Annotated in this window: 17 protein-coding genes; 6 read left to right on the top strand and 11 right to left on the bottom strand. The window is 40.4% G+C overall.

What is annotated here, in order from left to right; all coding sequences use genetic code 11:
• Positions 1-60 precede the first annotated feature (60 nt).
• From CU053_RS05665 to CU053_RS05685, 5 genes are all read right to left on the bottom strand, one after another.
• Positions 61-1053 (bottom strand): lipoate--protein ligase, encoded by a 993-nt coding sequence (locus tag CU053_RS05665; RefSeq protein WP_100550521.1) that lies wholly within the window; start codon positions 1051-1053, stop codon positions 61-63.
• Positions 1054-1204: 151 nt separating this feature from the next.
• A complete protein-coding gene (locus tag CU053_RS05670; RefSeq protein ID WP_158107033.1) occupies positions 1205-1366 on the bottom strand; it encodes a hypothetical protein in 162 nt (53 codons plus the stop codon).
• Positions 1367-1442: 76 nt separating this feature from the next.
• On the bottom strand, positions 1443-2603 hold the full coding sequence (locus CU053_RS05675; protein WP_100550507.1) for an NAD-binding protein: 1161 nt from the start codon (positions 2601-2603) through the stop codon (positions 1443-1445).
• Positions 2604-2954: 351 nt separating this feature from the next.
• On the bottom strand, positions 2955-4403 hold the full coding sequence (locus CU053_RS05680; RefSeq protein WP_233263346.1) for an APC family permease: 1449 nt from the start codon (positions 4401-4403) through the stop codon (positions 2955-2957).
• 148 nt (positions 4404-4551) lie between these two features.
• Complete coding sequence (locus CU053_RS05685; protein WP_100550509.1) at positions 4552-6339, bottom strand: peptidoglycan D,D-transpeptidase FtsI family protein; 1788 nt, start codon at positions 6337-6339, stop codon at positions 4552-4554.
• Positions 6340-6617: 278 nt separating this feature from the next.
• Here CU053_RS05685 and tyrS point away from each other — a divergent pair, with 278 nt between their 5' ends.
• The 6 genes from tyrS (at position 6618) to CU053_RS05715 (ending at position 9728) form a co-directional block, all read left to right on the top strand.
• Positions 6618-7817 carry a tyrosine--tRNA ligase gene (gene tyrS / locus CU053_RS05690; protein ID WP_100550510.1) on the top strand — a complete coding sequence of 400 codons (1200 nt, stop codon included), beginning with the start codon at positions 6618-6620 and terminating at the stop codon, positions 7815-7817.
• 8 nt (positions 7818-7825) lie between these two features.
• Positions 7826-8023: a hypothetical protein gene (locus CU053_RS05695; protein ID WP_100550511.1), complete on the top strand. Its 198-nt coding sequence runs from the start codon at positions 7826-7828 to the stop codon at positions 8021-8023.
• A 21-nt stretch (positions 8024-8044) separates the two neighbouring features.
• Positions 8045-8674 carry a cache domain-containing protein gene (locus tag CU053_RS05700; RefSeq protein ID WP_100550512.1) on the top strand — a complete coding sequence of 210 codons (630 nt, stop codon included), beginning with the start codon at positions 8045-8047 and terminating at the stop codon, positions 8672-8674.
• 139 nt (positions 8675-8813) lie between these two features.
• Positions 8814-8996, top strand: a complete 183-nt coding sequence (locus CU053_RS05705; protein ID WP_100550513.1) for a hypothetical protein — start codon at positions 8814-8816, stop codon at positions 8994-8996.
• 32 nt (positions 8997-9028) lie between these two features.
• Positions 9029-9343, top strand: a complete 315-nt coding sequence (locus tag CU053_RS05710; RefSeq protein ID WP_158107034.1) for a type II toxin-antitoxin system HigB family toxin — start codon at positions 9029-9031, stop codon at positions 9341-9343.
• Entirely contained in the window at positions 9327-9728 is a 402-nt protein-coding gene (locus CU053_RS05715) for a helix-turn-helix domain-containing protein (protein WP_100550515.1), read from the top strand. Before CU053_RS05710 ends, CU053_RS05715 begins: the two co-directional genes overlap by 17 nt.
• A gap of 50 nt (positions 9729-9778) precedes the next feature.
• Here the strand turns inward: CU053_RS05715 and CU053_RS05720 are convergent, their stop codons facing one another.
• The 6 genes from CU053_RS05720 to CU053_RS05745 form a co-directional block, all read right to left on the bottom strand.
• Complete coding sequence (locus CU053_RS05720; protein ID WP_100550516.1) at positions 9779-10105, bottom strand: type II toxin-antitoxin system PemK/MazF family toxin; 327 nt, start codon at positions 10103-10105, stop codon at positions 9779-9781.
• Positions 10102-10314, bottom strand: coding sequence for an antitoxin MazE family protein (locus CU053_RS05725; protein ID WP_100550517.1), 213 nt, complete (start codon positions 10312-10314; stop codon positions 10102-10104). The genes CU053_RS05720 and CU053_RS05725 overlap by 4 nt, the downstream gene beginning before the upstream one ends.
• Positions 10315-10503: 189 nt before the next feature.
• The gene (locus CU053_RS05730) at positions 10504-11913 is read right to left on the bottom strand and encodes a leucyl aminopeptidase (protein WP_100550518.1); all 1410 of its coding nucleotides are present in this window, start codon (positions 11911-11913) and stop codon (positions 10504-10506) included.
• 83 nt (positions 11914-11996) lie between these two features.
• Positions 11997-12518: an outer membrane beta-barrel protein gene (locus tag CU053_RS05735; protein ID WP_100550519.1), complete on the bottom strand. Its 522-nt coding sequence runs from the start codon at positions 12516-12518 to the stop codon at positions 11997-11999.
• Between the two features lie 23 nt (positions 12519-12541).
• Complete coding sequence (gnd, locus tag CU053_RS05740) at positions 12542-13993, bottom strand: decarboxylating NADP(+)-dependent phosphogluconate dehydrogenase (RefSeq protein WP_100550522.1); 1452 nt, start codon at positions 13991-13993, stop codon at positions 12542-12544.
• A 222-nt stretch (positions 13994-14215) separates the two neighbouring features.
• The coding region (locus tag CU053_RS05745) for a PD-(D/E)XK nuclease domain-containing protein (protein WP_199244221.1) at positions 14216-14593 on the bottom strand (378 nt) is incomplete at its 5' end.

A 14593-nucleotide genomic window follows, 5' to 3' on the forward strand; every position in this document is an offset into this window, starting at 1 on the left:
TTCAACTACAGTAATCGTGTAACGTTTTAAAAATTAGAGTTAGTCCTGCAAAAAAATAGCTTATCCCATTATGCTGTGATCGTTGCATTCTGATTCCCCAGTAACCTCTGCGGTATGCTTGTACAAGTAGGCTAATAATGCCTTTTCTTGCGTCGTAAAGTTGAGTGGTGCTTTGTTAAAACTTGACCTGGTATAGTAAGGCGTTACTTCTTTAATCCAGTGAGTCAGTTTCATATAGTGGTTTTGATCGTATGTATTAAGCTCAACGAGCTGACCGTTTTTAACTTCAAGAGAGAAGCTTATATTATTAAAAACAAAACGGCGACTAAAGGGCAAAGTTTTACCAAAACGCCATTGCCATGTGCGGAGAGTTTTTTGTTCTTTTACAATTAGGGGGTGGGATAGATTGTCTGGTAAATAGGTAATTTGCTGCTGAAATTGGTGTAGAAAGGCATTTTCAATAATGGCTATGGTTGTTTGTGTATTAATTTCACTGAGATTAATTACCTTTGAGCGATTGGATGGAACGCCTTTTGATGTAAGTGAATCATCTATCGTGTGGTGCAGGTAGTTATATAGCTTGCTTGTATCTGCATTAATCAGTAGCGTGCCATGGTGAAAGGATTTATCTCTGGTTTCACGGAAAGCGCTGCCTGAGATTTTGTAGTCAGTATTCTTATACGTAACCAGAATATCATTGTGTGGTGAGGCATGGGCATTAATGCCACAACACCTTAGGATATCAATGATTAGTGCCAAATTAGCCTGTTTATTATAATCCTCTGATTTTGCCATGATCGTATAGTTTAAATTACCCAGATCATGATAAACCGTGCCACCACCACTTTGACGGCGCACGATGGGGATACGATCTTTATTTAAGGCATCGATATTACATTCACGCCATGGGTTTTGCGCGCGACCAATCACGACACAAGGGCTGTTTTGCCATAAATATAAAATAGGGGTGTCAGTCAGCATTTCACGAAATAGCCAGTTTTCAACAGCCAGGTTATAGAAAGGGTCACGACTTGTAGCGATATAGAGGTTCATTTGTTTAGGTATTTTGTATTTTGAGGGTGGTAATTTTAGAGAAAAGTGAGAACTAAAGCCAATGTAAATTGGTTTAAACAAATATTCATGAATCGGAAGCTTTCCATAAAAGGCAACGTAAGGGTATTTTGGCGAAAGCACATTAAGACCTTTATTTCAATTGTTTAAGCTCGTCCACACTTAAGCCAGTTGCTTTTGAGATTTGCTCATCTGTAAGACCCAATTGTTTTAAATTCTTCGCCACCTCAAATTTTCCCTTGAGAATCCCTTTTTCAATTCCTGTCTCTATGCCTTCTGCCCTGGCAAGCTCCATGTTCTGGATGTAGGCAGAATGCTCATCTTCGATTTTCTCATCTGCTTATTTTTAGACCTGCTGGGTAGTTACGTTTTTATAAACTCCCCTCAATCATCGCATTTGCCGCCATTACCAAGGGTGAAATAACCTCAGTAGCTCCAAGTGATCTGGCTTTTTGGATATTGTTTTTCTGATTGATACGTATGGTGATTTTAGCTTGGTTTGATCCTGGGTTAGCTTGAAAAAACTCATTAATACTAAGCAAGGTCAGAATATTATCTGCATCTTTCTCAGATCCAATAATAATTGCATGTGCATCTTTAAGGCTTGCTTTATCCAGGATTTCGGGATCATTCGCATTGCCATGCAGTGTTACAGCCCTAAGTTCAGCGGTGTCAGCGTTTTCATTGTGCTCGCTGTCAATAATTAGAAATTTTTTACTTTGGTGTAGTAACTCACGAACAATAATGTGAGTCAGATCATTTAAGCCACAAATAATAATATGATCTTTCATATGTTTTTTCCCCTTGTTAAATGTTTGAAACAGGTTTTGCAAGCGATCAATAAACGCACTAACAATAAAAGTTAAAATGGCGGCAAAGGCGCCAAGACCAATAAAAATCATCGATATTACAAATAAACGGGCTTCATTTGTAATCGGGGTGATATCGCCGTAACCCACGGTACTAAAAGTGACGACAGTAAAATAAATGGCATCAGACCAATCCTTAATTCCATTGAATTGGTCACGCAATAAATAAGCTCCGATAACACCATATGAGAACGCAAAGATAAAAGACAGGATAACGATAAATTGTGGGTAACTGAGCTTTATGCTCTGTGAGTGGACATTAAAAACTTTCCAACTAACGGCAAGACCAAGTATTTCTATAAAGTAAAACCATGTCAAGAAACCTGAGCGTGAATAGACAAAAATATTAGTTAAAAATAAGGCGATAAGCATCAATAATGCCAGTATCCAGAAAAGTCGCAGGCGTCGGTATATACCTCGCCCAATGAGAAGCATTAAGTAACCAACAAGGCATGAGATGAGGGTATTAAACTCTTTAAATTCCTGTTCTACGATAATGTGATCCACAAACCGTACTCCCTCATCATGAATGGCAGCTTTGATAAAAGGAAAAACCCCAATTAAAATAGCAAAAATACCATTTAGAAACAGTAAGATGGCAAGGAACAAAGGAATGTTAAAACGTATGATTTTCTTTTGGCAGAAAGTCAGCAATCTTTGCATAAGCGATCCTGGTTTGATCAAAATAGGTGTTTAATTGCCTTTATACCTTAGATAACTCTACGCTGAAGTCAATAAAGATGTGTGTTTACGGTTTGTATTTCTTGCGGTGATCAGTGTTTTATCGTATGGCGGTAAAATACTATAACCATCTTCCCGCCCATTTTACTTTAAACACCCCGTCCGCACGCCTGACCACTTTGAAGTGGTCAGGCAAGTGTCCACCCCTCTTGGAAAGAGGGGAATTTAACGCAAGGGCGGGAAGACGGTCAGAGCCAAATAACAAAACCTTAAAATTCAACGTACAGGTTGATAGCGCATGCTTTTGGTTGAATAGCTGCTGCTGTATCCCTATTAATTCAACTGATGACCAAGTTTTGAAACAAACTGCTCACTAGTGACTATCAGGAAAAAGACGATGGCAAGCATAATGGTCGCAATAATTGAACTGGCTACTAACATTAAAACCCATAAAAACAGGGTAAAGCTTAATGCAAACCAGTTAAATCCACCTTGCTTTAGCTGCAATACTGCATAAACTGCCATCATGATCGTGATGGCTAAGTTATTTAGTAGAAAATCTTTTACAGGCAAAGTTGCCAATAGCAACGCTAAAACAACAAACACGAACAAGGTCATGAACTTGGTCGATATTTTTTTACTTCCTAAGACAGCAAGTGATAAGGGTGCTCCCATGTAGCCAAGGACGTTAAAAGCTGTGGTTATTACCATCAAAGATGCCCAGCTCGCTGAGTTTAGTAGAACAATAATGCCAATAATAAAGTTCAACAGTAGTGAACGCTTGGATAAGTGGTGCACAGGGCACAGCTTAGCGATCCAACGCGGCATTTGTCCTTTTTCTGCCATGGCATACAGCATTCTTGAGCATGATCCTAAATAAGTTAAGCCAGTGATGGATGGGCTGACAATAGAATCTGCGATCAATAAAATGGTCAAAAAGTTTAAGCCTAAAAGCATGGTTAAATTGACTAAAGGACTTGAGAAATTAAGAGCTGCCCAGCCTTTTTCTGCCACTTCCTGTGGCATTGCCGTCATAAAAGTAAACTGTAGCAGCATATAGAGTGCTAAAGTTATGGCAATGGAAATAATAATCGCAAGCGGAATGTTGCGTGTTGGGTTTTTAATTTCACTGGCAAAGGACGCAACTACTTGAAAGCCATTAAAAGCGTAGACAAGACCTGCGCCAATCAAGGCGGTTTGAATAGAGCTTGCGTTATAATGATTGACGGCAAGATCAAGGTTTGTAGCATCAAAGTGCGCTACTAATAAGACAATGATGGTTAAGGTTGGAATGCTGATCTTGAAAACTGTCGAGACGTTATTGACATAGGCAAGCAACTTGATACCAAAATAATTGACAATAAAGTAGATTCCTAAGATAACAATGGCGAAAATCTTACCAGACCAGGTCAAACTGTTCCCGTGATATAGGGTTGTAAATTTAACAAAAGGGCTTAGATATTGTACCGTTGCTTGTGCTTCAGTGGGAATCATTGCCAATAAACCAAACCAGATAGCAAAGGCAAACACCATGCCAAAATCTTTACCATGACTTAAGGATACACATTTTGCATTGAGTCCACGTTCTGGGAAAAGTGCACATAACCTGGCAAAGCACAACCCCACGATGATTGCAATAAACGCAGCAAGGATCCAGGCAATAAATGCGTAGTTTCCCGCAAGTTGCGCATTTAACTGTGCACTAAAAAGCCATCCTGAACCAACCATTGAGGTGACGGGAATGGCAATGGCTGAAAACAGCCCTATCTTGTGTCTTTGCATTGAATAATCTCCCATATGAATTTCTTACTCAGACGCTCATATACTAATGACAAATAAGGAAATTTCACTATAAATTTTGGTGTTTTTTTACAAATATTCATGAGTGTATCTTAATTGTTCCTACCCATCTAGGTGGGCAGAAATTTATTTAATTGCTTGCAATAATTTGCAACAGCCATTTTTTGTTTTTGTTTAATAGTTCATATTGACTCAGTGGTTGCTGGTAAGCGACACCCATATACTGCAAAGCTTGCTGTGCAATACTGGCAAACACAGGAGCCGCAGACACCCCGCCAAATTGGTAAAAGTGACTTCCTTTGGGATTGTTGATCCAGACAACAATAGCAAGCCTTGGATTGCTGACGGGCGCAATGCCCGCAAAGATCGCATTGTATTGATCAACAAATTGACCATTGGCAACGCGATGTGAGGTCCCTGTTTTACCCGCAACCTCAAATCCTGGGATATTGGCAAGAATTCCCGTGCCATGAATGCTAACAACGGTTTGTAGCATGGCAAGTACTTCCTGGGCAATGTTTTCAGGGAGGACTTGTGGGCATGTTATATCGCCTCGATGTTTGAGTTTGATAAGACTTACAGGGCATAGCCTGCCATTGTTACCAAAAATAGTATAAGCATGGGCAAGTTGTAAGGCGGATGTGTTGAGTGCATAGCCAAATGAAAGAGTTGCAAATTCAAACTCGCTTAATGAATTTAAGGTGGGCAAATAACCGTTGGTTGCCCGTGGGAAATTAATGCCTGATGGTTGACCAAAGCCTAATGTGGAAAGAAAGTTATACATGGCTTCTTTGTCTAGTGTCATGGTTACCTTGCTAACACCAACATTACTGGACTTCTCTAGAATTTGAGAGAGGCTGATGTTGCCAAAGTTAGCGTCATCACGGATTCGGTGATGTTGCAAGAAATAGTAGCCTGGGTTGGTGTCGATGATACTATCAGGCGTGTATTTTCCTGACAAGAGTGCTTGTGAGATAAAAAATGGTTTAATGGTAGAACCTGGTTCAAACGTTTCGATGACAGGTTGCAAGGCAAGCGCATTACCTGTATGTTCATTGAAGTTGTTAGGATTAAAACTTGGGTAGCTGGCTAGTGCCAATATTTCACCGTTTTTTGGATCAATAACAACGGCAGCGCCGGCGTCCGCATTGGTATCGATGACACCTTGTTTAAGTGCATTATAAGCAAAACTTTGGATGTTGCTGTCTATGGTTAAATGAATATTTTTACCTAAGTGATAATGCTGAGCTGTCCCATCAAAGGTAATGGCATGCGCTTTTCCATCTAACTCACTGGAAAGTGTACCTTGTTCCGCCTTAAGCTCAGTTTGATAAGCGAGCATCAGACCATCCTGTCCCTGATTGGCAATATCAGTAAAGCCTACTAAGGGGGCAATTTCATCGGCTTTGGGATAATAGGTCCTGTTTTGATCTTCGATTTGAACACCAGGTATGTGCAATACTTTTAAATCATCAATTTTAGAAGGCTCGACAAATTGTGCTGCAATGTAATATGGTTTGTTGGGGTATTTTTGGATGAGCTCCTTTATGTCAGCAAGAGACAAGCCATCAACATTGGCTTGATCAATTTTTTGGTAGTCATCAGGATGCTCTTTGAGGACCCTGATATCTAAAACGATCCTATAAAGGTTGGTACTCACTGCCAAGGGGATGCCATTTCTATCGTAGATAATCCCATAGGTTGCATTTAGATCAATGGTGCGGTGACTTTCGCTGTAACCACGATCGTTTAGAAACTTTTTATCGGTCGTCGTTAGATAAAACAAGCGATAAACAAGTGCTAGGAAAATGCTCACAATGATCAAGAAAGTAAAAAAGAAGCGCCAAATGTGTCGTGGTTTTGGATTTTTTTGCAGTTTATTTATAGTTGTCGGGGAGCTTTTATACGCTTGCTTCATGTATGAATGGTATAGCTACTTGGTGTCGTTGGCACTGAGTGTACGGGAATTTGTGTCATATAGCCAGGGGCGAAATATTTTTCGCCCCTGGCTCAGGTGGCAATTGCCTTTTGTGGCTAATCTTGGTATACATAAGGGCGAAATTGAGGGTGAATAAAATCGCTCCGACCATCTTTCCACGCAGTGGATTCCCGTCTCCGCAGGAATGACCGTGAATATTTTGTTTGGGCGGGAAATTTGTCTAAGTCAATAAAATAAAACGAAGGTGACATATATCTATGTATAGTATTGAGCAAACATTAGCGGTGATTAAGCGTGGTGCAGAAGAGGTTTTGTTGGAAGAAGACTTAGTTGCTAAGCTCAAGAAAAAGAAACCGTTAGTTGTCAAATTTGGCTGTGATCCAACGGCACCTGATATTCATTTGGGGCACACGGTGGTGATTAATAAATTACGTCAGTTACAGGATTTAGGGCATGAGATCCATTTCTTAATTGGGAACTTTACCGCGCAAATTGGTGATCCAACGGGCAAAAATACGACTCGACCACCCTTGTCGACCAAAGAGGTTGAGGAAAATGCCAAGACGTATCAACAGCAGATTTTTAAAATTCTGGATCGTGAGAAGACCATCATTAAACGCAATGGTGACTGGTTTGATCAAATGAGTGCCAGTGACGTGATCAAATTGGCTTCCAGGCAAACGGTGGCAAGGATGCTTGAGCGCGATGATTTCTCTAAGCGCTATAAATCAGGACAAGGCATTGCGATTCATGAGTTTTTATATCCGCTGGTGCAAGGATATGATTCGGTTGAGATGAAGGCAGATATTGAACTAGGAGGAACCGATCAGAAGTTTAATTTATTGATGGGTAGAGAGCTACAAAAACAGGCAGGACAAGAGCCACAGGTGATTATTACCATGCCGTTGTTAGCGGGTTTGGATGGCGTCAAGAAAATGTCTAAATCAGCGAATAATTACATTGGGATTGAGGAACCAGCAGATGAGATGTTTGGTAAAATCATGTCGATCTCGGATGAGCTTATGTGGCGTTACTATGAACTGTTGAGCTTTAAACCCATGTCAGAAATCAATTATTTAAAACAAGCGGTGGCAGACGGCTATAATCCGCGGGATGTCAAGATTGCACTGGCGAAAGAGATCATTGCACGCTTTCATGATGAGGTGGCGGCGGAACAAGCCCATCAGCATTTTATTGATCGTTTTCAAAAGAATCAGATTCCGGAGGATTTGCCCGAGGAAACCATCCAGTTAGAAGAAGATAATATGCCGATTGCCAATGTGCTAAAGCTCGCAGGATTAGTTTCCAGCACATCAGAGGCGATTCGTATGATTAAGCAGGGTGCGGTTAAAATCAATGGGGATAAAGTAGAGAACCCTCAGCTTGCATTAAAGCAAAAAACCTCGGATATTTATCAGGTAGGTAAGAGAAAATTTGCCAAGATTACACTGTCATAGGAGAAAAAATGGAAAAGTTTATTCAAGAAGTTCTCGTCGTCTTTACAGCATTAATCGCATTGGTGGTGTTGTATTATGCGTTTGTTTTTTTATTCTGGATTTTATTAGTTGCCATAATGGTAACTGCAGTTTATCGCATTATTAAATTTATTGTTGGCTTATTTATGTCAAAGAGCAATCATGTGATTGAACATGAAGATCTATAAGCATTAAAAGAGGCATGCGTGATGAAGAAGTGCCACAGGCTGGTCTTAAGTGTATTGGTGATTATTCTTGCTGGTTGTGATAAGTATGAGCATAAGTTAGATAAAACAGACCTCAAAGAGGGTGAGTATGCCGATGAGATCCAAGCACACCTTAAGGTTCGTGAATCTCAGCTTGAGTTGTTATTTTCAAGCCAGCGTATTCTGCACACGCTTAAGCGCGCCAACGTGCGCTTGGCAGAAGAGACACCATTATCTATTGAGCGCTATCAATCACTGGATCAAAGTATGCAAAAATCGCGCGATACTTTTAATGTTCAACTCTTGCTTTATAATGCGTGCGCTATTGAGCTTAAGCAGTTTCAAGCGGAACATTCCGCCTTTGTCGAAATCTTTGTGACGGATTTATCTGGAATGAATGTCTGCCAGACAAACATGACGACGGATTTTTATCAGGCGGATGAGAGGTGGTGGCAACAAGCCTATAATGAGGGCAAGGGAAAGATTTGTTACGGTGAGATTAGCTATGATGCCAGTGCAGCAGAGATTGTCGCACCGATTTATATGCCAATCTATGAAAAGCACAAATTGATTGGCTTGGCAAAGGCGTTGGTTTCTATTCATGACCTTTATAAAACTGAGTTTAGCCAGTAGTAATTAATTTGACTCACGTCGAACTCAGGTTAGGTAATGATGTAATTCTAAAATAATGACAAAAAGTCATGCAATTTTCTGGATTTTGAAATGACAATTTGTCATACTTTGGCAAGGTTTTTAAGAAAGGGGATTAGCGATGCTAAAAAAAGGTAAATTAAACCCAGTAGCCAAAAGCTTGGTTAAGCTTAATTACAATGCAGGCGTTCATGGAAAAACGAATAAAGCTAAAAGGATTAAAGACAAGCAAAAGCTTTTAAAATCGTTATCACGCGGTTTTGATAGCTATTTATTGAGTTTGTTTTTAAAGCAAGTTGATTAAATAGCTATTTAAGAAAACTGACCATGATTGTGATGAACAAAGAGTTGATTGCAAAGTTTTGTAAAAAACATGCGCAAGTGAAAAAGAGTTTTGATCCATTGCTCAAGATTTTAGAAGCTAATAACTTTAACGGGTTTAGAGATCTAGCGGAAATATTTAAAACGGCAGATTATGTTTATCATGTTTTTACGATCTTTGATGTTGCAGGCAACAATTATCGTATGGTAACCATTGTCGATTATGATTTTTCAGTGATTGATGTTCGCTATGTATGGACACATGAAGAGTACAATAAAAAGCAAGCGGTATTAAAGCGAGAGGCAAAGAAATATGTTAGCAATAAGTGAAATAAACAAATCCTGGTCGTTACTTATGCCATACATTGAAGCGTATAAAACCAAAAAGCAATACGAGGAATCAAAAAAACTGTTGCGTGAGTTAATGAAATTGAGTGCAGATGAGAAGACACAAGAAATACAATCTTTTGCAAGAGCATTGGCTAAGCAGGTTAATAACTATGAAAGTAAACATTTTAGTTTTGAAAATAGTGCTAACGCCAAGGATGTTTTGCTATATCTGATTAAAATGTATGGTTTAACACAAAAAGATTTACCTGAAATCGGGTCTCAATCACTGGTATCTAAGATTTTAAAAGGTGAGCGAGAGCTAACACTTGAACACATAAAGGCGTTATCCAAACGCTTTAATGTATCGGTCAATACCTGGTTTTAAAGGAAATTTTAGAATGGAAAGGATTTCTTGATTCTTGGATGCGTTGAATATCATGCAATTCCCAAAAACACCGACAATAACCTTTCAATTTCTAACAGGTTATTCCTGCTCAATGCCCCAAATGGAATACCAATCTGTTCCCTTGCAACTGTATGTAATTTATCGATCATTACCTGTGATACTCTATTTAATCCATTTATTTCACTAGGTTTGACAGTATATCTAAATAAAGGGGTTTCCCTTATTTCACTGGTTATAGGTAAAATAGTGATTGACGGATGTTCTGAAAACAAATCTGATTGAATAACCACTGCTGGTCGAGGTTTTCCATAATCTCCTCGCAAAGAGACAGTGACAATATCGCCACGTTTAATCATATCCACCCTTTAGTGTCAGAGGCGTCACTAATCCAACCTATAACATCGTGTTCATGCTGGTCATTAGCCAAAAGCTTAGACTGTCTTAAACATTCTTGCTTAAATCCAGCCTTTCGTGTATCGGGAACCCAAATTTGGACAGGTCTTAGACCTTGTGCTTTTAATTCATCCCTGTGTTGTTTGACTCTTTCCTGAATTGTTTTTGCCATTTCAATCTCCAATCACTTTGTTTCATGTAACAATTGTAGCCTGCATCTTCAATTTATACAACGAGTTCTATTGTCAAAATTAAATCCCTATTCTGCGGGAGCGTGGGAACGAGGATAGCGCACCTCTTCGACTTAGCTTTGGTAGCAGTAGGAACCTTGAGCGAGGATGTGGATGTGACCACAGCCGTTTTATTTTACTTGATTAATAAGATATTGCGTAAGCATTGGCACAGGACGACCAGTGGCTGTGGCTTTTTCAAAGCCTGTCATGGCAGAACCAGCTACATCGAGGTGTGCCCAGGTGTAGTTCTCAGTAAATTTAGATAAGAAAAGCGCTGCGGTAATGCTGCCAGCAGCAGGACCTCCAATGTTATTCATATCGGCAACATCACTTTTTAGCAGTTCATGGTAAGGGGCATGTAAAGGCATGTGCCAGGCAGGATCATGACTCTCTTTAGAGGCAAGTTTAAGATCGCCTGCCAAGGTGTCATTGTTGGAAAAAAGACCCGTAAGATCACCACCTAAAGCGACGACCATAGCACCTGTCAACGTAGCGATATCAATGACGACTTTTGGCTTATAGCGTTCAATATAAGTAAGGGTATCACAGAGTACCAAACGACCTTCTGCATCGGTGTTTCCGATTTCAACGGTAATTCCTTTCATGCTGGTAAGAACATCGCCAGGGCGATATGAATTACCGTCCAGTGAGTTTTCTACTAAAGCAACGACACCAATAACATTGATAGGTAGTTTTAAGCGCGTAATTGCCTGTATGGTACCGAAAACTGAGGCCGCACCACCCATATCCATTTTCATGCTGCTCATGCTTTGCCATGGCTTTAAGCATAGCCCACCCGTGTCATACACCAGACCCTTACCGACAAGGACAATTGGCTGATCTTCTTTTTTACCACCACGGTATTCCATACAAGCGATATAGCTGGGCATGGGAGAACCGCGCCCAACCGCACTAATGCAGCCCATGCCAAGTTTTAGCATTTCCTCTTCGCCAATATAGTGCAATGAGCAATGATCATTCGTTGCCACTAGTTTTTTTGCTTCATTTAACAGGTAATCAGTTGAACAAATGTTGGCTGGAAGGTTTTTCAGATCTTTGGCATAGTTCTGAGCATTGGCAATCGCCTGGGAGATCTTAATGTCACGTGTAACTTCACTCACGCTTTGAGTGATAATATCAACCTGTTTTAATTTGAAAGTCTCTTTTTCAGATTTTAACTGGTCAAACACGTACGACGAATTAATAAGTGCTTCAACAAACAGGCGTGTGCAGTTATCGCCCAAAGTTGATGTATCAACAGCAAACGTATCGATACTCAGTGCTTTTAGTTGACTATAAAGCGTATTAAGTGCCTTGCGGATGCTATGTGCATTCAGTTTATCTTTTTTGCCTAAGCCGATGGCAAGATAATTTTTATTTTTGCCCTCGCCTAACGCAAAATAGCTACTTGCTGCTTTTGCAGTGAAAACTTCCTTGTCTTGCGCTTTTTTAATGACATCTATTGTACTTACTGAGTCTTCAAGCACAAAGACAACCTCAGTGGTGCACGGGCTTTGGTTTAGTGTATTAATCTGCATGTCATTCCTCATCATTTAGATACTCTACCAGGCTGGCTAGTGTCGCATAGATAAAAGGCTTAAGGCAAGCTGCAAATAGCAGATTAGAACTCGTAGCTTACCCCAAGGGTATAAGCATCTGCAAAAGGCTGTTTGCCACCGTTATCAAGGAAGTAACGGCTACTTTGGAAAAACAGGTTAAAGCCTAAGATTTGATAACCCACACCGATAGCAACCGCTGGGCGCCATAGCGTATTAGGAAATGGGCTTTCATCCACGCCACTAATTCGATTATAGGCATAGCCTAGCTTAGCCATTAAATTTAAACCAAGTGGCAGATCCAGCTTGGCTGTGGCATATAAGGGGATAGTCGTTAAATTCCCCGTTTGATTATTCAGTTTGACGGTACTGTTGAGATAGTTAAGCTCAGTTTCCACACCAACCTTCAAAAAAGAAATTATCGGAAACTGATAACCGACAAGCAAACCTGTGGTGACGTTATTATTGGCATTAAGCTCGCTTGATGAATGACTTACTCCTCCTTGAGCACCGATGTAAATCCCCGCATATGCTGAACCAGAAGCAATAAGACCTGCTACAGTCATAGATGCTAATATTTTTTTCATGATCTTAAATCCTTATAAAGTTATTAAACATTGTACCCAGAAGAGGATACATGGGTATTTGAGCCAATCCAGTCAGTGTGGAAAAACTCACCACGCGGTTTATCCAGGCGCTCATAAGTATGTGCGCCAAAGTAATCGCGTTGTGCTTGTAACAGGTTTGCTGGTAATCTTCCTGTAGTGAACCCGTCAAAAAAGCTTAAGCTCGAAGTCAAGGCAGGCATCGTAATCCCCGCTTCAACCGCTTTTGCAACAATTCTTCTAACGCTGGGTAAAGCTTTCTTAAGAATCACGCTAAAGTAGTCATCAAATAGCAGGTTTTCTAATTTTGGGTTTTTAGCAAACGCTGCCTTGATTTTATCTAAAAATACACTGCGGATAATACAGCCTTCACGCCACATCAAGGCAATATCACCGTAGTTCAAAGACCAATCGTGCTCTGTTGAGGCTTCTTGCATCAGCATATAACCTTGTGCATAAGAAATAATTTTGGCAAATAAAAGTGCCTGTTGCAGATCGGATAACAGCTCATCTGAGGCACTAAGCTTGTGAAAGCTTTTCTTGCCATAAACGCTTTCCGCCTGTAAGCGAATAGCTTTTTGTGAAGAGATACAACGCGCAAAAACACTCTCGGCAATTAAGGTCAAAGGGATACCTAAATCCAGGGCATTAATGCCAGTCCACTTACCTGTGCCTTTTTGACCTGCGGTATCTAAGATGCGATCAATCACATAGCCTTCAGTATCCTTGAATTTCAAAATATTAGCAGTGATCTCAATCAAATAACTATTAAGTTCTGTGTTATTCCATTGATTAAAGATTTCACTTAGGTTTTCGTTATCTAATCCAAGCAAATCTTTCATAAACTGATAGGCTTCACAAATCAGCTGCATGTCACCATATTCAATGCCGTTGTGGACCATTTTGACAAAGTGTCCCGCGCCTCCACTGCCAACCCATTCGCAACAAGGCTCACCATTGGGTGTTTTGGCGGCAATCGCCTGGAAAATTGGCTTAACAGCACCCCAGGCTTCAGTCATCCCACCAGGCATCATGGAGGGTCCAAAACGCGCCCCTTCTTCGCCCCCTGAAACCCCTGTGCCAATAAAATAAATGCCTTTTGCTTTAAGCACATGGGCACGGCGTTCAGTATCGGTAAAATTAGAATTACCGCCATCAATGATGATATCCCCTGTGTCTAAATGCGGGACTAAAGTATCAATAAACTGATCAATGACATCACCCGCTTTAACCATAAGCATGATTTTGCGCGGGCTTTTGAGTTTAGAAATCATATCTTCAATCGAGTAAGCCCCAATAATATTGGTCCCTTTGGCATTACCATTCAAAAACTCATCTACCTTACTGGTCGTACGATTGTAGGCGACGACGTGAAAGCCGTGATCGTTCATGTTTAAGATAAGATTTTGACCCATCACTGCTAAGCCGATAACAGCGATATCCCCCTTTTGTTGCATATTGATGCTTCCGAAAATCATTGTGCCAGGCATTTTAAAGCTTTGCGCCAGCAAGATAAAGGCTTTTAGCAGAAAAGCAAACAGGTTGAGTATTGGTGGATGCGCCTTTGGCTTATCCACCCTGCACTAAGTACGTTACCAAGTTGGCAATTCATCAGTTATAGAGTCATGTCAAAGTCAAAAATGGCTCACCTCAATTGATGACTAAGGATTCATTACGCCTTAGGCTACCTGAAAAGCGGATTTGACAATCACTTGTTTATGATTAAACGCTAAACCAAGCTTCAATATGCGCTTTACTTGAGATTGAGATGTTAGCTCAGTGCTGTAATTTTTAGCATCAATCTGGCTTAGCGCTTGCCTGGCAAGTTTGTCTAAGTTTTCACTGCCATCTTCCCTGGCATGCTTAAATTCCATCACTATGCCTAAATCGTGCTTTTGATTATTGGCTAAGGGATAAAGTAGCACATCGGGATAACCATCTCCCGATTCATGATTGGAGTGGATAATATGAGTTGATCTTAGGGAGGCGATTAAGCCCAACACCAGTCCATGATAAAACTTCTCGGCGGTATAGCCTGTGTCTCTGACACTTAAGGC

Source organism: Caedibacter taeniospiralis (assembly GCF_002803295.2).
GTDB lineage: Bacteria > Pseudomonadota > Gammaproteobacteria > Francisellales > Francisellaceae > Caedibacter > Caedibacter taeniospiralis.